The sequence below is a fragment of the Aeromonas allosaccharophila genome, from assembly GCF_000819685.1.
GTDB lineage: Bacteria > Pseudomonadota > Gammaproteobacteria > Enterobacterales > Aeromonadaceae > Aeromonas > Aeromonas allosaccharophila.
Map to the genome: position 1 here is coordinate 123,044 of NZ_CDBR01000099.1, position 16,496 is coordinate 139,539.

14 protein-coding genes are annotated in these 16,496 nt (G+C 58.9%); 13 read left to right on the plus strand and 1 reads right to left on the minus strand.

All coding sequences use genetic code 11. The features are described 5' to 3' along the window. Window positions 1–131: 131 nt before the first annotated feature. On the plus strand, window positions 132–287 hold the full coding sequence (locus tag BN1115_RS22595; RefSeq protein WP_167335568.1) for a hypothetical protein: 156 nt from the start codon (window positions 132–134) through the stop codon (window positions 285–287). A 171-nt stretch (window positions 288–458) separates the two neighbouring features. On the opposite strand, the gene BN1115_RS18255 is transcribed toward BN1115_RS22595, so the two are convergent. Further along, window positions 459–1,514, minus strand: a complete 1,056-nt coding sequence (locus BN1115_RS18255) for a PA0069 family radical SAM protein (protein WP_042658284.1) — start codon at window positions 1,512–1,514, stop codon at window positions 459–461. A gap of 173 nt (window positions 1,515–1,687) precedes the next feature. Between BN1115_RS18255 and BN1115_RS18260 the strand changes: the two genes are divergently transcribed. The 12 genes from BN1115_RS18260 to cobB all read left to right on the plus strand — a co-directional run bounded on the left by BN1115_RS18260 (window position 1,688) and on the right by cobB (window position 16,436). Beyond that, the gene (locus tag BN1115_RS18260) at window positions 1,688–2,275 is read left to right on the plus strand and encodes a tetratricopeptide repeat protein (RefSeq protein ID WP_042658269.1); all 588 of its coding nucleotides are present in this window, start codon (window positions 1,688–1,690) and stop codon (window positions 2,273–2,275) included. A 234-nt stretch (window positions 2,276–2,509) separates the two neighbouring features. Then, entirely contained in the window at window positions 2,510–4,438 is a 1,929-nt protein-coding gene (gene thrS / locus BN1115_RS18265) for a threonine--tRNA ligase (protein WP_042658270.1), read from the plus strand. A 21-nt stretch (window positions 4,439–4,459) separates the two neighbouring features. Then, window positions 4,460–4,990 (plus strand): translation initiation factor IF-3, encoded by a 531-nt coding sequence (gene infC, locus BN1115_RS18270; RefSeq protein ID WP_205422431.1) that lies wholly within the window; start codon window positions 4,460–4,462, stop codon window positions 4,988–4,990. An 86-nt stretch (window positions 4,991–5,076) separates the two neighbouring features. Further along, on the plus strand, window positions 5,077–5,274 hold the full coding sequence (gene rpmI / locus BN1115_RS18275; protein ID WP_005336688.1) for a 50S ribosomal protein L35: 198 nt from the start codon (window positions 5,077–5,079) through the stop codon (window positions 5,272–5,274). A gap of 15 nt (window positions 5,275–5,289) precedes the next feature. Further along, on the plus strand, window positions 5,290–5,646 hold the full coding sequence (gene rplT / locus BN1115_RS18280; protein WP_005336687.1) for a 50S ribosomal protein L20: 357 nt from the start codon (window positions 5,290–5,292) through the stop codon (window positions 5,644–5,646). Window positions 5,647–6,025: 379 nt separating this feature from the next. Beyond that, the gene (gene pheS / locus BN1115_RS18285; RefSeq protein ID WP_005351972.1) at window positions 6,026–7,009 is read left to right on the plus strand and encodes a phenylalanine--tRNA ligase subunit alpha; all 984 of its coding nucleotides are present in this window, start codon (window positions 6,026–6,028) and stop codon (window positions 7,007–7,009) included. Between the two features lie 12 nt (window positions 7,010–7,021). Continuing rightward, on the plus strand, window positions 7,022–9,409 hold the full coding sequence (gene pheT / locus BN1115_RS18290) for a phenylalanine--tRNA ligase subunit beta (protein ID WP_042658271.1): 2,388 nt from the start codon (window positions 7,022–7,024) through the stop codon (window positions 9,407–9,409). A gap of 3 nt (window positions 9,410–9,412) precedes the next feature. Next, on the plus strand, window positions 9,413–9,709 hold the full coding sequence (gene ihfA / locus BN1115_RS18295; RefSeq protein ID WP_005300715.1) for an integration host factor subunit alpha: 297 nt from the start codon (window positions 9,413–9,415) through the stop codon (window positions 9,707–9,709). 15 nt (window positions 9,710–9,724) lie between these two features. Then, complete coding sequence (locus BN1115_RS18300) at window positions 9,725–13,726, plus strand: response regulator (RefSeq protein WP_042658272.1); 4,002 nt, start codon at window positions 9,725–9,727, stop codon at window positions 13,724–13,726. After that, window positions 13,713–14,957 (plus strand): response regulator, encoded by a 1,245-nt coding sequence (locus BN1115_RS18305; RefSeq protein WP_042658273.1) that lies wholly within the window; start codon window positions 13,713–13,715, stop codon window positions 14,955–14,957. The genes BN1115_RS18300 and BN1115_RS18305 overlap by 14 nt, the downstream gene beginning before the upstream one ends. 3 nt (window positions 14,958–14,960) lie before the next feature. Then, a complete protein-coding gene (locus tag BN1115_RS18310; protein WP_042658274.1) occupies window positions 14,961–15,602 on the plus strand; it encodes a GNAT family N-acetyltransferase in 642 nt (213 codons plus the stop codon). Between the two features lie 60 nt (window positions 15,603–15,662). Further along, window positions 15,663–16,436, plus strand: coding sequence for a Sir2 family NAD+-dependent deacetylase (gene cobB, locus BN1115_RS18315; RefSeq protein ID WP_042658275.1), 774 nt, complete (start codon window positions 15,663–15,665; stop codon window positions 16,434–16,436). The last annotated feature ends 60 nt before the right edge of the window (window positions 16,437–16,496 follow it).

Consider the following 16,496-nt stretch of genomic DNA (forward strand, 5'->3'; position numbering starts at 1 on the left):
CGGCTTTTCCCCGCCACGGCCCGTTGTCTGTTTACAAGTGATTTTTTTGTCATTTCCCTGTCATCCCCAGCCGCTATCCTGCCGGGCGAGTGGTGCGCTGTTGCCATCACCTTCACCGTCAGGAGCTGCATATGACCAGTTGGATCACGTGGGACATTTGGTGGAGCCGGGTATGGGGCGAGTCAGAGGTGCCGCAGTATGGCGAGGATGAACACGAAGTGGCCCATGAACCCTCGCGACTGCCGGTTGAAATGGTGCAACAGGGGCGGGATCAGCGAGCAGGCTAAGGCGCTGACCCTGTCTTTAGCGGATAGCGCGTTCTTGTCGCGACATGGCCACTCCTTTGGAAGATTCGGAAAAGCGCGATTCCCACAGGATATGTCGCGGCAATCCTTCCTCTCGACCTCTTGGCAGGCAAGGGCTATTCACCCGATATATGCAGGACGTGAGAGGGAGGATTAGAAGAGTGACAGCTGCTCCCCGGGCCGGATAAACCCATCCAGCCTGAGCTGAATATGGCGTTTGCCAAGCCCAAGGCGCTTGCTGATGAGGCGAAAGCGCTGGGCCAGCAGATCGGCAAAATGTCCCTCGCCGCGCATGCGGGTGCCGAAGGCGGTACTGTTGAGCCCGCCACCGCGGCTGGCCCTCAGTTGATTCAAAATAGCCTCCTTCTGGCCCGGATAGTGGGTATCGAGCCAGTCACCAAATAGCGGTGCCAGCTCGTGGGGCAGCCGCAACAGGATGTAATCGGCGCAGCTGGCGCCCGCCTCGGCGGCCGATTTGATGATCTGCTCCAGCTCCGGCTCATTGAGCCGCGGGATCATGGGGGCGGCCAGTACCCCTACCTGCACGCCAGCGCTGGCCAGCTTTTCGATCACTTTCAAGCGCCCTGCGCCCGTGCTGGCGCGGGGCTCCAGCTGTCGCCGCAGGGTTTCGTTCAAGGTCGTCACCGACACCATCACCTGACACAGTCCCTCGCTGGCCAGCTCGGTCAACAGATCGAGGTCGCGCAAGATCATGGCGCTCTTGGTAATGAGCCCGACCGGATGGCGGTGGGCCAGCATCACTTCCAGCAACTGCTGGGTGAGGCGATAGCGCTGCTCGATGGGTTGATAGGGGTCGGTATTGGCGCCAATGAAGATGGTCTGTGGCTGATAGGTTGGTTTGGCAAACTCCCGGCGCAACAGGTCGGCTGCATTACGTTTGGCAAACAGCTTGCTCTCGAAATCGAGGCCGGGGGAGAGCTCCAGATAAGCGTGGCTGGGTCTGGCATAGCAGTAGATACAGCCATGTTCACACCCTTGATAGGGGTTGATAGAGCGACCAAACGGGACATCCGGCGAGCTGTTGTAGCTGATGATGCTGCGTGCATCGATCTCCCGTACCTCGGTGCCGGGCACAGAGGGGGTGAAAGCGGCATCCCAATCGGACGATTGCCAGCCATCGTCGACCGCTTCGACAAGGGGACCGCTAAAACGGTGATCGATATTGTGAGGGCTGCCTCGTCCTGCCATGGTGCGCACCAATACTGGTTATACATACAGTTATTTTGCAGGTGCTCCAGATAAATGACAACTACTGCTCATCAAGCCGGTACAAAAAGGGTTGTCGCAGGGTTCTCTTGCTTGATCGCGGCGCTACATTTCGTTTACATAGATGAAATGAGAACTGGATCACGGAAATCATCATGAGCCCCACCACTTCCCGTTGGCTATTTATCGGTCTGCTTGCCCTGGTTATCTGGCGTCTGCTCCCGCTCTCCACCGAGCAGGAGATGGCTGCTGCCAACCGTGCCTGGCGTACCGGTCACTTCGATGAGGCGACCCGGATCTGGTCACCACTGGCGGCGCAGGGGCAACCCCGGGCACAGGCGCTGATGGGCTGGAGTCATGAGGTGGGGCAGGGGAGTGAGCAGGATATCAGCCAGGCCATCAGCTTCTATCGCCAGGCGGCACAGGCAGGGGATCCCTTCGGTCAATATCGGCTGGCGGATGTCTATTTGCGCGGAGCCGGTGTGAAGCGGGATCTACGCCAAGCCTTTCACTGGATGGAGCTTGCGGCACGTAATGGCGATGTCCCGGCCATGCTGAAAGTCGGCGTACTTCATCTGATGGGGGTCAGCGGCAGGGTCGATCTGCCTCAGGCGAAACAGTGGCTCTATCAGGCGGCACAAAAGGGCAACAAGCTGTCGCTTCAGGTGCTGCAGGAGCTGGCGCTGGCCGAGGAGGGCAGCAGTGGCTTTGACTTCAACTGGCAATCCCTGCTTGGCGAATAGTCGGCAAGCGACTCATTTGGCTGTAGAAAATATCTGCAAATCCGATACAGCACGTCTGACTTCATGGTAGCATGGGGCCGTTTTGGCTTGGTTTGTCACGTTAGACATGCGGTTTACGTGTCAGGCCGTCTTCGCAAAGTGCTGTGGAGAACCAGAACATCACCCATTTCGAATTGATTTTCCATCCCGCATGTGACCTTTGGTAGGGGTCACCACTGTATAAGGAAACACATAATGCCAATCATTACTCTGCCTGACGGCAGCCAACGTCAATTTGCCCACTCTGTTTCCGTCATGGATGTGGCCGCGGACATCGGTCCCGGTCTCGCCAAGGCGTGCATTGCCGGTCGGGTAAACGGTGAACTGGTGGATGCGTGCGAGCTGATCGAAGCCGATGCTGCGCTGGCCATCATCACCGCCAAAGACGAAGAAGGTCTGGACATCCTGCGCCACTCCTGCGCCCACTTGCTGGGTCATGCTATCAAGCAACTCTGGCCCCAGACCAAGATGGCCATCGGTCCTGTCATCGACAACGGTTTTTACTACGACGTTGATCTTGACCGCACCCTGACCGATGAAGATCTGGCTGCCCTGGAAGAGCGCATGCTGGCGCTGGTAGCCAAGGATTACGACGTCATCAAGAAGAAAGTCTCCTGGCAAGAAGCGCGCGATGTATTCGATGCGCGCGGCGAGTCTTACAAAGTCGAAATCCTGGATCAGAACATTGCCCGTGATGACCAGCCAGGTCTCTATCATCACGAAGAGTACATCGACATGTGTCGCGGCCCGCACGTGCCCAACATGCGTCACTGTCACCACTTCAAGTTGTTGAAAATGTCCGGCGCCTACTGGCGTGGCGACTCCAACAACAAGATGCTGCAGCGTATTTACGGTACAGCCTGGGCTGACAAGAAGCAGCTCAAGGCCTATCTGCAGCGTCTGGAAGAGGCCGCCAAGCGCGACCACCGCAAGATCGGCAAGCAGCTCGACCTGTATCACATGCAGGAAGAAGCGCCCGGTATGGTGTTCTGGCACAACGATGGCTGGACTATCTTCCGCGAGCTGGAAACCTTTATCCGCGGCAAGCTCAAAGAGTACGACTATCAGGAAGTGAAAGGTCCGTTCATGATGGATCGCGTCCTGTGGGAGCGTTCAGGTCACTGGGAAAAATACGCCCAGGCCATGTTCACCACCCAGTCCGAAAACCGCGAGTACGCCATCAAGCCGATGAACTGCCCGGGTCACGTCCAGATCTTCAACCAGGGTCTGAAGTCCTACCGTGATTTGCCGCTGCGTATGGCCGAGTTTGGCTCCTGCCACCGCAACGAGCCGTCCGGTTCCCTGCACGGTCTGATGCGGGTGCGCGGCTTCACTCAGGATGACGCTCACATCTTCTGTACCGAAGAGCAGATCATGGAAGAGGTCTCCGGCTGTATTCGTATGGTCTATGACGTCTACGGTACCTTTGGCTTCGAGAACATCGTGGTTAAGCTCTCCACTCGTCCCGAGCAGCGTATCGGTTCCGACGAGATGTGGGATCGTGCCGAGAAAGCACTGGCCGAAGCGCTGGAGCTCAATGGTCTGAAGTACGATCTGCAGCCGGGTGAAGGGGCGTTCTACGGTCCCAAGATTGAATTTACCCTGCACGATTGCCTTGATCGTGCGTGGCAATGTGGTACCGTGCAGCTCGACTTTGCCCTGCCTGGTCGCTTGGGTGCCACTTACGTGGGTGAAAACAACGAGCGTCATGTCCCAGTGATTATCCACCGGGCCATCTTGGGTTCTATCGAGCGTTTCATCGGTATTCTGACAGAAGAGTACGCCGGTCTGTTCCCGACCTGGTTGGCGCCGACTCAGGCTGTGGTCATGAATATCACGGATAATCAGGCCGATTATGCGCTGAAAGTAGCCAAAGCATTGAATGATGCGGGCATTCGCGCAAAAGCGGACTTGAGAAATGAGAAGATTGGCTTTAAAATCCGCGAGCATACTTTGAAACGAGTACCTTTCATGCTGGTCTGCGGCGATAAAGAAGTTGAAGCCGGTAAGATTGCAGTACGGACTCGTAAAGGGGCTGACCTGGGCACTTATCCTGTTGAAGAGTTCATCGCTCTGTTGACCCAGGAAGTTCAGACCCGCGGACAAAAGAAAGTGGAGGAATAAGCTATAAAAGGCGGAAAAAAACTGGGCAAGCAACCGCAAGCCCGCGCTCACCGGATCAATGAAGAGATCCGTCTGAAAGAAGTTCGTCTGACTGGTCTGGATGGTGAAGCCATCGGCATCACCACCATTCAGGATGCTCTGAACTTGGCCGCAGAGGCCGGAGTTGATCTGGTCGAGATCAGTCCAAATGCTGAGCCGCCCGTTTGCCGGATCATGGATTACGGCAAATTCCTCTACGAAAAGAGCAAAACAACCAAAGAACAGAAGAAAAAGCAGAAAGTCGTCCAGGTCAAGGAAATCAAATTCCGTCCTGGCACTGACGAAGGCGACTATCAGGTAAAACTACGCAACCTGGTTCGCTTTCTGGAAGACGGGGACAAGGCTAAGGTCACCCTGCGCTTCCGTGGTCGTGAAATGGCCCACCAGGATCTTGGTATCAAGGTTCTGGAGCGCGTCAAGAACGATCTGGAAGAGTTGGCCGTAGTCGAGTCGTTCCCGAAAGTCGAAGGCCGTCAAGCTGTGATGGTCCTCGCACCTAAGAAGAAATCTTAAGGCCCACAAGAAATTGACTCATGGGGCTCGCCCCATGAGTTGGTTCGCCTTGCGATTTTGTTGTCACTCACAATGCGGAGTATGAAATGCCGAAGATGAAAACCAACCGGGGTGCTGCAAAGCGCTTCAAAAAGACTGGCTCGGGTCGCTTCAAGTGCAAGCACAACCACCTGCGTCACATCCTGACCAAGAAGAGCAGCAAGCGTAAGCGTCAGCTGGGACCGAAATTCATGGTTTCTGCTGCCGACCACAAACGTGTTGTCGCTTGTCTGCCGTACGCATAAGGGGGGATGTGAAAAATGCCAAGAGTTAAACGTGGTGTGACTGCTCGAGCTCGTCACAAGAAAGTAATGAAAGCCGCCAAAGGTTACTACGGCGCCCGTTCCCGTGTTTACCGCGTAGCGGTACAAGCGGTAACCAAAGCTGGTCAGTATGCCTACCGTGACCGTCGCCAGAAAAAGCGTCAGTTCCGTCAGCTGTGGATTGCGCGTATCAACGCTGCAGCCCGTCAGAACGGTCTGTCCTACAGCCGTCTGATCAACGGTCTGAAAAAGGCTTCTATCGAGATCGATCGCAAGATCCTGTCCGATATCGCCGTTCACGACAAAATGGCTTTCACCGCCCTGGTTGAAAAAGCTAAAGCAGCTCTGGTTTAATCCAGTCCTGTTATAAACGCTAAAAGGAGGCTCAGGCCTCCTTTTTTGTATCTGTCATTCACGGTTTTGCATCACTTTCCCCTTTCTCCCGTCCACATTCTGTTCACTGTTTTACACGCGCTACAGATTTCTCCACACAAGGCGACATGTGCGAGATGGCTAGTTCTATAAATGGCACATATGCCAACAAACTAGATGCCTGTTCCACTATTTCAAGAGTGGCGGTGAGCCGATGAGACTCGCTTGATATAACAAAATGATTTGTAGGGAGAAAAGCCCACCTTAACTATGGTCAGCGAAGGGGCTTTTTTTGTATTATTCCCCTCTTGACCTTATTTAGCCTAAAGGCTCCTGTACCGGGAGTGGTGACGAGGAAGACATGCAACAGCTTGAAGAAGTAGTCGGCCAAGCCAGAGCCGAAATTGAGGGCGTGAGCGATATCGCTACCCTCGACGAAATCCGGGTCAAATATCTGGGTAAAAAAGGCTTTTTTACCGAGCAGATGAAGGGCCTAGGTGCCTTGTCTGCCGAAGAGCGTCCCGCCGCGGGCGCCGTGATCAACCAGGCCAAACAGCAGGTTCAGGATGCGCTGAACGAGCGTCGTGAAGCGCTCGAAGTCGCCGTGCTGAACCAGAAGCTGGCCGCAGAGACCATCGACGTCAGCCTGCCGGGCCGCCGGATCGAGAATGGCGGTCTGCATCCGGTGACCCGCACCATTGAACGCATCGAGCGCCTGTTTGGCGAGATGGGCTTCAAGGTTGCCCGTGGTCCCGAGATTGAAGATGGCTTCCACAACTTCGATGCGCTGAATATTCCGGCTCACCATCCGGCGCGTACCGATCACGATACCTTCTACTTCAATCCTGATCTGATGCTGCGTACCCACACCTCCGGTGTGCAGATCCGCACCATGCAGCAGCAACAGCCGCCGATCCGCATCATTGCTCCGGGCCGCGTCTATCGTAACGACTACGACATGACCCACACCCCGATGTTCCATCAGGTTGAAGGTCTGTTGGTTGACGAGCATGCCAGCTTTACCGAGCTGAAGGGCATTCTGCACGACTTCCTGCGCAACTACTTCGAGGAAGACCTGACCATTCGCTTCCGTCCTTCCTACTTCCCGTTTACCGAGCCGAGCGCCGAAGTGGACGTGATGGGCAAGAACGGCAAGTGGCTGGAAGTGCTGGGTTGCGGCATGGTGCACCCGAACGTACTGCGTTCGGTTGGTATCGATCCGGAAAAATACTCCGGCTTTGCCTTCGGCATGGGCGTTGAGCGCCTGACCATGCTGCGTTACGGGGTCAACGACCTGCGTGCCTTCTTCGAAAACGACCTGCGCTTCCTCAAGCAGTTCAAGTAAGGGCGAGAGAACATGAAATTCAGTAAATCCTGGGTGATGGAGTGGGTCCGCACCGAGTTGAGTGACAATGCACTGGCCGAGCAGATCACCATGGCCGGTCTGGAAGTGGACGCCGTGGAAGCGGTGGCTGGCCAGTTCAACAATGTGGTGGTGGGTGAAGTGGTCGAGTGTGCCCAGCATCCGGACGCCGACAAGCTGCGGGTGACCAAGGTCAACGTGGGCGAAGCCGAGCTGCTGGACATCGTCTGTGGCGCACCGAACTGCCGTCAGGGCTTGAAAGTGTGCGTGGCCAAAGTAGGGGCGACCCTGCCGGGTGATTTCACCATCAAGAAAGCCAAGCTGCGTGGCCAGCCGTCTCACGGCATGCTCTGCTCTTTCAGTGAGCTGGGTATCGATGTCGAAGCCGATGGCATCATCGAGCTGCCGGCCGATGCCCCCATCGGCACCGATATTCGTGACTACCTCAATCTGAACGACGTCTCTATCGACGTGGATCTGACCCCGAACCGTGCCGATTGCCTCGGTATCGCCGGTCTGGCCCGTGAGATCGGCGTGCTCAACAGCGTGGACGTGGTCGAGCCGACCTGGGCGCCAGCTATTGCGACCATCGATGCTACCTTCCCGATCCGGGTTGAAGCGCCAGCCGATTGCCCCCGTTATCTGGGTCGCGTCATCAAGGGGCTGAACCTGCAGGCCCAGAGCCCGCTCTGGATGCAAGAGAAGCTGCGCCGTGGCGGCATTCGCTCCATCGACGCCATCGTCGATATCACCAACTACCTGCTGCTGGAATTCGGTCAGCCGATGCATGCCTTCGATCTGGCTACCCTGGAAGGGGAACTGGTGGTGCGTCGTGCCCACGCTGATGAGCCGATGACCCTGCTCGACGGCAACGAAGTGAAGCTCAAAGAGACTACTTTGGTGATTGCCGATGCCAAAGGCCCTGCCTGCATGGCCGGTATCTTCGGTGGCAATCGCACCGGTGTTTCCGAGACCACTACCGACATCCTGCTGGAGTGTGCCTTCTTTGCGCCACTCTCCATCACCGGTCGTGCCCGCGCTTACGGTCTGCACACCGACTCCTCTCACCGTTTCGAGCGCGGGGTTGATCCCGAGCTGCAAGCCAAGGTGATGGACAGAGCCACTCGTCTGCTGCTGGATATCTGTGGCGGCGAAGCCGGTCCGGTCATCGAAGTCAAATCCGATGCCCATCTGCCGAAAGCGGCACCCATCAAGCTGCGTCGTAGCAAGCTCGACAAGGTGATCGGTATCAGCGTGGCTGACGCTCTGGTGGTCGAGATCCTGACTCGCCTCGGCATGCAGGTCACTGTGGATGCTGACGGCTGGACTGCGCTGGCACCCTCCTGGCGTTTTGATATCGCCATCGAGGAAGACCTCATTGAGGAAGTGGCCCGCATCTACGGCTACAACAACATCCCGAACCTCAAACCCGCCGCCTCTCTGGCGATGGTTGAGCAGGCAGAAGGGCAGGTGACCCTGAAGCGCGTGCGCGACCTGCTGGTTGACCGCGGTTTCCAGGAAGCGATCACCTACAGCTTCGTCGATCCCAAGACCCAGCAAACCCTGTTCCCGCAGAGCGATGCCATCGTGCTGCCTAACCCGATTTCGGTCGAGATGTCCGCCATGCGTGTCTCTCTGTTCCCGGGTTTGGTGCAAGCCGTCGTCTACAACCAGAACCGTCAGCAGCCGCGCGTGCGTCTGTTCGAGCAGGGTCTGCGTTTCATCAAGGACGAAAGCGCCGAGAACGGCATCCGTCAGGAGCCGATGCTGGCCGGTATCATCACTGGCAACCAGAGCGACGAGCACTGGGACATCAAGACCCGCGCAGCCGACTTCTTTGATTTGAAAGGGGATCTGGAAGCGGTGCTGGACTTGACCGCCGAAGGGGCCACCTTTACCTTCGAGCGTACCGAGCACAGCGCCCTGCACCCGGGCCAGAGCGCAGCCATCCTGCGTAATGGCGAGGTCATCGGCCACATCGGCGTGATCCACCCGAGCCTCGAGAAGAAGCTTGGCCTCAAGAGCCGCGCGGTGATGTTTGAGCTGGAGCTGGACAAGCTGACCCCGGCCAAGATGCCGGTGGCTGCCGAAGTTTCCAAGTTCCCGGCGAACCGTCGTGACATCGCCGTCGTGGTCGATCGTCAGGTTCTGGCAGGTGATGTGCTTGCGGTAATTAAAAAAGTTGGCGGAAATCAGGTAGTTGGAATAAACTTGTTTGACGTATACCAGGGTGCTGGTATGGCAGAGGACAAGAAGAGCCTGGCCATCAGTCTTGTATTGCAAGATACCCAGCGCACCCTGGAGGAGAAAGAGATTGCCGAGACCGTAGACAATGTCGTGCGGGCCCTTGGTGAAGAGTTGAATGCATCCTTGAGGGATTGATCTATGGCGCTTACCAAAGCCGACATTGCAGAGCACCTGTTCACCCAACTCGGGATGAGCAAGCGTGAAGCCAAAGATATGGTGGAAGCCTTCTTTGAGGAAATCCGACAGGCGCTAGAGCGTGGTGAACAAGTCAAGATTTCAGGCTTCGGTAACTTTGACCTTCGTGAGAAGAATCAGCGTCCCGGACGTAACCCCAAGACGGGCGAGGATATTCCTATCAGCGCCCGTCGCGTGGTGACCTTCCGGCCTGGCCAGAAGCTCAAGGCCAGGGTAGAAAATGTTGAACCCAACGAGTGATAAAAAGCCAGGCAGATGCCTGGCTTTTGTTTTCAGATGACAAAATTTCCCCTTCTGCTTCTGACCAGTGTGCTGGTCATGCCGTTACAAGCCCAGCCGCCGCAGTCCACGAGATTGCAGACCACAGTGCTGCCGCTGGCACCGGCGACCCAGGCCTATGTCGACTCCATCACCCAGCTGGAGATCTGTTATCCCGCCACCCTTCCGCCCCCTTATTTGTTAGCGGGGGGAGGGCTGCTCAAGGATCGGATCGCCAAGCTGGCCGCCGTGCTGCCAGTCCCGCTCAAGGTACATGAACTGCCCGACTGGCAAGCGGTGCGCGATGCGCTGCTGCAAGGCCACTGTGACATAGTTCCTCATGTCGGTCCGATCTCGACCGTGTTGCCCGATATGCTGGTCAGCCGGGCGATGATGGAGACGGATGCCGCCATTCTTTACCGTGGTGATCTCGAACATGCGACCTTTCTGGTTCCGGCTGCTACCAGCTCCGGCAGGATGCTCAGGGCGCTCTACCCGAATGCGGTGATCAGGCAACTGCCGAAGGGGGAGGATCTCTATTCGGCGCTGGAGAGCGGCAAAGGGAATGCCTATCTGGGTGACTACCTGCAATTGCGCTATTTGATGCGTGAATTTCCCGCCGATGGCTTGCGGCTGCGCCGGTTGCTGGGGGATGAGCGGGTGGTCAGTTATCGCTTGATGATGCGTGGCGAACCGGAGCTGGCCCGCCTGATCGATACCGCTATCCGCTACATGCCTGCCGGCAGCCTCTATGCCGATCTGGGTCGCTATCTCGATCAGGGGTCGCTCTATGTCAACCAGCTGCACTTCAGCGATACCGAGCAGGCCTGGCTCTCTGGCCGGGGTCGCACCGTCCGTCTGGTGGTCAATCCCGAGTTGATGCCCTATAGCGGCGTCAATGAGCTGGGGGAGGCGAAAGGGTGGAGTGCGGATGTGCTGCGCTGGGTCACCCAGGAGACCGGCCTGAAATACCAGTTGGTGGCTGCCGCCAGCAAGGCCGAGGCGATAGAAAAGCTGCGCCGCGGTGAGGCTGACATGATGGCCGGTTTACCGGAATCCCCCGCACTGACGGACGAATTTATCTTCAGCCGGACGATCTCCATCAACCGGTTTGCCTTGATCAGCAAGCGCAAGGTGGTCGCCGATCACATCACCCAGCTCAAGCGCCAGCGCATTCTGGTGCCGGAATCCCTCTACGATCCCTCCCTGCTCGCCCTGCTCGGTGATCAGGAGTGGCTTCGCACCGACGGCCTCGAGCAGGGGCTGGCGGCGATCAAACAGGGCAAGGCTGACGCCATGCTGAGCGAGCTTTATCAGCTGCAATATCCCCAGCGCACCAACCTGCTGGAAGGGCTCGATATCGAGGAGCTGGAGGATCGCTTCGGCTTGGGTTTTGCCATCAACAAAGACCAGACCGAGCTGGCCGGGGTGATGGATCGCAACCTGATGGCCCTGACCAGCACCCAGATCGACGAGCTGAACCAGCGCTGGCGCCGCTTGCTCGTCGTGCAGCAGCCCGGCGTGAGCTACGCCGCCTGGTTTGGCTCCATCGCCATGGCACTGCTGATCAGCGGTATTGTCATCGGCGGGATCTGGCGCTCTCGCCAGCAACTGGCACGGGAGGTGGCCCAGCGTCACGCCGCCGAGCAGGCGCTGGCCATCGAGAGTGAGCTGCGCGAAACCATGTTTCAGGCGCTGCCAGTGCCCGTCTATCTGCGCAACAGTGAGGGCAAGGTGATCAAATCCAACAAGCAGGGGCGACGTCTGGCCCTGCGCTACTCGCAGCAACTGATGTTGCCGCCGGTACAGCCCCAGAAGAGCGAAGGGGAGATGGTGCTGGGGGATCAGGTCTTCGCCTATGCCCAGCATCCGCTGCGGCTGGACAAGCAGGCGCCCGCCACCGATCTCATCGCCCTGTCGGATATCAGCGTGCTGCGTGAGCAGGCCCGTTTCCTGCGTCAGGCAGAGCGCCGTCTGCGCGCCCTGACCAATACCGTGCCCGGCGTGGTGCTGCAGTTTATGTTCGAGCGGGGGCGGGTGGGGGCCATCGAGTTTATCAGCCGCGGCTGTTACGAGCTGCTGGGGCTGGCGAGCCAGCAGATCCGCCGTGAGCCGAAACGGGTGCTCGCTATGCTGGAGCGCGAGGATCGCAGCCGGGTGCGGCGCGAGATGTTCGCCATGTTGCAGGCAGGCAAACCCTTCGCGTTCACCCTGCGTTACCACCATCCCACCAAGGGCGTGCGCTGGTTGCAGCTCTATGGCCGTGGCCGCAGTCAGCCGCAGGGGTGGCGGATCTATGCGGTGATGCAGGATGCCACCGCCCGGGTCGAGCAGGATCAGGCACTGCAACAATCTCATGGGCAGGCGCAGCAGGCGGTGCAGGCCAAGGGCCGTTTTCTGGCCGCCATCAGTCACGAGATCCGCACGCCGATGAATGCCATTCTCGGCCTGCTGGAGTGGTTGGCCACGACGCCGTTGTCACAGGAACAAGGGTCTGCACTGGCACGGGTACGGCAGGCGGGGGACGAGTTGCTCGGCCTGCTCAACGATGTGCTCGATTTTAGCCGCAATGAAAGCCGTCAACTCTCCCTCTCGCCCCAGCCTACCGATTTTGCCGAGCTGTGCGAGCACGTGGCAGCGGTGCACTGGACCAAGGCGCGGGCCAAGGGATTGCAACTGCGCTTGCAGCTGGATCCGGCGCTGCCTGCCTTGCAGACCCTCGACCCTCACCGGGTACGGCAAGTGCTTCACAATCTGCTCTCCAATGCCATCAAGTTCAGCCAGCGTGGGGAGGTGGTGCTGTGGGCCGAACTGGCAGACGCGACCCTGCGCTTCGGGGTCGATGATCAGGGACCGGGGATCACCGCCAGGATGCGCCCCACGCTTTTTATGCCGTTCGAACAGTTTGCCGTTGAAGGGCAACTGCGGGCACCAGGCACCGGCCTTGGTCTGGCGATCTGCAAGCAGCTGATCGAGCAGATGGGAGGCCTTATCGATGTCGAGGGGCGCATCGGTGGCGGCAGCCGCTTCTTCTGCGAGTTACCCCTCAAACGGGTGACGCAGGAGCCGGAGTGGCAGCCCAGGGTGCGGCAACTGGCGCTCTCTTTACCGCACGATGAGGCACAGGCGCTTTCACCCTGGCTCAGCCGTTTGGGGATCGCCACCGTCAGCAACGCCGTGGATACGCTGCAAGCGGAGGTGGACGAACAGGGCCTCTACTATTGGGCGTGGCAGGGGGAGTCCTGGGTACCCGGCACCATCATTACCCTGCTGCAACCGCGATTAACCCCTGAACAGCCGGTCGCCGGTACCCAGCCCGGGCTTGGCATGCGGGTCCTGTTGGTGGAAGATCACGATGTCAATCGCGAGCTGATCAGCCTGCAACTGGGGCAACTTGGTGCCAGCGTCATCACTGCAGCCAACGGGCAGTTGGCGCTGGATCTGCTGGCGCAGCACGAGGTGGACTTTGTATTGACCGATCTGCAGATGCCGGTGATGAACGGCGCCGAGCTGTGCAGAGCGTTGCGCCAATCTGACCGTTGGGCCCGTCTGCCGGTTTATGTGATCACCGCGGATCTCAGTGAACAGGCTGCCAATGAACTGCAATCCTGTGGTTGCGATGGCCATCTGGACAAGCCGGTCGCCCTCAAGGAGCTGGCAACCTTGCTGCGTCACATTGCCAGAGCTGGGGGCAATGCCGTTGCCCCGACACCGGTTGTCTCGCTGCTGACCGATGAACTGGCCGCCCTTTATCTTAAGGCGACCCGTGATGATTTGGCCGAACTTGATCGCTGTTGCACAGAAGAAGATGAAGTTGGCGTGAATGCTGCTTTACACAAGTTGAAGGGGGCCGCCAGAATGGTAGGGGCGACTGCGTTGGTGGCGGTCATTGAAGAGTGGCAGCAAGCGCCCCATCCGGCGCTGCAAGCCAGATTGAACCGGGCATTGGATGAGTTCAGCCAGCAGTTTTCAAAGAGGGCTCAAGATGATCATCACTGATGAAGAATTACTGGCGTTGCTCGATGCAGAAGAGCACGAGGCGGCAGGATTTTGCCCCATCGTGCTCTATGCCCTCGATGGCGTCTCTCATGCGCTGGCCAGCGCCACGACACTACCCTCCTATGTGACGCTGCACCGCACCCAACCGGATGCCTGCTGGCAGTGGGAAGGGCTGTTTGCGGCCGGCGCCATCGCGCTTTACGATCCCGCCGCTCATCAGCAGGCGGACTATTTTCCCCAAATGCAGTCGCATCAGGGCATTTATGCCATCGGCGAGGATTGGTTGGGAGGGCTCGCGGCCAGTTACCGTGACTGGTGCTGCTGGCTGGCGGCCAACAAGATAGTGCTGCTCGAGGATCACCCGTTTCAGGGGATGCAGTTGCAGCAAACCATCGCCGCGCTGGGGCTATCTTGCCAGTGGGTACAGGATGAGGCGGCCTGCCTTGCCGCACTGGCGGCGGGCGATACTCGCCTGCTGGTGTGCGATCTCAGTCTGGTGGAGCAGGATGCCATCAGTCTGCTGATGAGCCAGCCCAGGTTGCAGCAAGAGGGGTTGCCCATCGTGCTGCTCTCCGCCCATGAGCAGACGCTGATCGACGGTGCCCGTCGCCTGCTGCACGATGCCGGTTTCAATATTCTGGCGGCGCTGGCCAAGCCCCTCGACTGCGATGCGTTGCTCAGGTTGCTGCGCCGACTCTATCTGGGGCCGTTGCGTCAGCAGCGCTTGAGTGGTCAGCGCCGCACTATTCGTAGCTGGCAGGGGGAGGTGCAGGGCCAGCTTGGTCTGCTCTCCAGCCCCGCGACCTCACATCCGGTCTGGCTGGCGGTGACGGGCTTGCCCAGCCGCTGGGATGCCCTCAAGGAGTGGCTGGCGGAGCAGTCGCGTGCGCCATCAGAATTGACCTTGCTGATCCACCGGCGTGATCACCTGCTCGGCAATGCCGATCGCTTCGCACTGGTGCTGCAAGCCAGTCTGGCGGGGAGCAAGCTGGCGCTGTTGCTCGACAACAGCCAGCATCTGCCCTTCGATCTGCTGGAGCGTCTGCCGCTGCAAGCCTTGCTGCTGGGGCAGGGGATCCTGCCGGAGATGGAGTCCTTGACCGGCGACTCCCTGCTGGGACGCTTTATGGCCCGGGTTCGGGAGTTGGGGATCGCCGTCTATCTGGATGACCCTTACAACCTGCTCGATGTCGACCTGTGGCGAGAGCGCGGTATGACGGGGCGCTGGTAAGCCATGGCGCGCTACCTCTGCTGGCCCATGCATCGGGAGCGCCTTGGCAAAGGGCTGGAGGGCTGGCCTCATCCGGTTTCCCGGGCTGCGCTGCCATTGGCGATGCAGGTATCAGGGGTGCCTTGCTTGCTGCGCGAGCTGCACGGTGTGGCGCCAGCCCGCATACTGGCGGCCTATGATGCGCTTAGCGAAGAGAGCATCTATCTGCGCTTTATGCGCCCGAAACGGGCGCCGCTACCGGAGCAGGTCGCGCAATTTCTCAATTACCATCCCGAACATCAGATCTCGCTGCTGCTGACCGATCTGGCCGGTGAGCCGCTGGCGCAGGCCCAATCGATCCGCCGCCGTCTTCATCCCGATCGGGCGGAGTTCTCCTGCATCGTGGCGGATCACTTCCAGCACAAGGGGGCGGGGCGGCGCATTCTGCTGGCGCTGGCATTGCTGGCCAGGGCGGACGGGATCCGCGAGTGGACGGCGGAAGTGCTGGCCCAGAACCGGCCCATGCTGACCCTGCTCAAGCGCCTTGGCTTGCCGCTGACGCTGGTGACCGGGCGGGAGATGGTCTTTGTCAGGCTGGATCTGTCGGTACTGGACGCCTGGTTGTCAGTGCCGCCAGCGGCGCCGCTTAAGACCAAGGGCGAATAGTGACACTTTTTTCCCTGTGCTAAGGTCACATTTATTGTGCGGGGATAGACGGAGCAGCTTATGGCGCAGTCATATAAACATATCGTGATCCTGACCGGAGCGGGGATATCGGCGGAATCCGGCATCAAGACCTTTCGTGCCTGCGATGGTTTGTGGGAAGAGCACAGGGTTGAGGATGTAGCGACCCCCGAGGGGTATGCCCGGGATCCCGATCTGGTGCTGCGTTTTTACAACTCCCGCCGCAAACAGCTGCAAAAACCCCAGGTTCACCCCAATCCGGCCCACTATGCATTGGCTCGCCTCGAGCGTCTCTTGCCCAGTTCGGTCACCCTGGTGACCCAGAACATCGACAATCTGCACGAGAGCGCGGGCAGCAAGAACCTCATCCATATGCACGGCGAGCTGCTCAAGGCCCGCTGCCCCGAGTCCGGTCAGGTGATCGAGTGGCGTGGCGATCTCCATCAGGACGAGCTCTGCTCCTGCTGCCAGTTTCCCCAGCCGATGCGCCCCCATGTGGTCTGGTTTGGCGAGATGCCGCTCGGGCTGGATCGGATCTACAGCGCGCTGGCCCAGTGCGATCTCTTTATCTCCATCGGCACCTCGGGGGCTGTCTATCCGGCCGCCGGTTTTGTCCATGAGGCGGGCCTCAATGGGGCGCACACCATCGAGCTCAATCTCGAGCCGAGTGAGGTGGGCAGCCAGTTTGACGAGAAACGCTATGGTCCCGCCTCCCTGCTGGTTCCCGCCTATGTCGATGAGTTGCTGGAGACGTGCGGCATTCATCAGCCCCGGCAGGTCGAGGGGCACAACTGGATGGAGATGCGTGAACGCTAGGCGCTAGGGATAGCAGAAAAGCAAAAGGCGACTCGGGGAGTTAATGCCGATCAGTTAAGG

Bases quoted from the DNA above. Each gene is read 5' to 3' on its own strand.
- cobB (WP_042658275.1), top strand. From the start codon at position 15,663: ATGGCGCAGTCATATAAACATATCGTGATCCTGACCGGAGCGGGGATA.
- BN1115_RS18255 (WP_042658284.1), bottom strand. From the start codon at position 1,514: ATGGCAGGACGAGGCAGCCCTCACAATATCGATCACCGTTTTAGCGGT.
- thrS (WP_042658270.1), top strand. From the start codon at position 2,510: ATGCCAATCATTACTCTGCCTGACGGCAGCCAACGTCAATTTGCCCAC.
- rpmI (WP_005336688.1), top strand. From the start codon at position 5,077: ATGCCGAAGATGAAAACCAACCGGGGTGCTGCAAAGCGCTTCAAAAAG.
- ihfA (WP_005300715.1), top strand. From the start codon at position 9,413: ATGGCGCTTACCAAAGCCGACATTGCAGAGCACCTGTTCACCCAACTC.
- BN1115_RS18260 (WP_042658269.1), top strand. From the start codon at position 1,688: ATGAGCCCCACCACTTCCCGTTGGCTATTTATCGGTCTGCTTGCCCTG.
- BN1115_RS18305 (WP_042658273.1), top strand. From the start codon at position 13,713: ATGATCATCACTGATGAAGAATTACTGGCGTTGCTCGATGCAGAAGAG.
- pheS (WP_005351972.1), top strand. From the start codon at position 6,026: ATGCAACAGCTTGAAGAAGTAGTCGGCCAAGCCAGAGCCGAAATTGAG.
- BN1115_RS22595 (WP_167335568.1), top strand. From the start codon at position 132: ATGACCAGTTGGATCACGTGGGACATTTGGTGGAGCCGGGTATGGGGC.
- rplT (WP_005336687.1), top strand. From the start codon at position 5,290: ATGCCAAGAGTTAAACGTGGTGTGACTGCTCGAGCTCGTCACAAGAAA.
- BN1115_RS18310 (WP_042658274.1), top strand. From the start codon at position 14,961: ATGGCGCGCTACCTCTGCTGGCCCATGCATCGGGAGCGCCTTGGCAAA.
- pheT (WP_042658271.1), top strand. From the start codon at position 7,022: ATGAAATTCAGTAAATCCTGGGTGATGGAGTGGGTCCGCACCGAGTTG.
- BN1115_RS18300 (WP_042658272.1), top strand. From the start codon at position 9,725: ATGCCTGGCTTTTGTTTTCAGATGACAAAATTTCCCCTTCTGCTTCTG.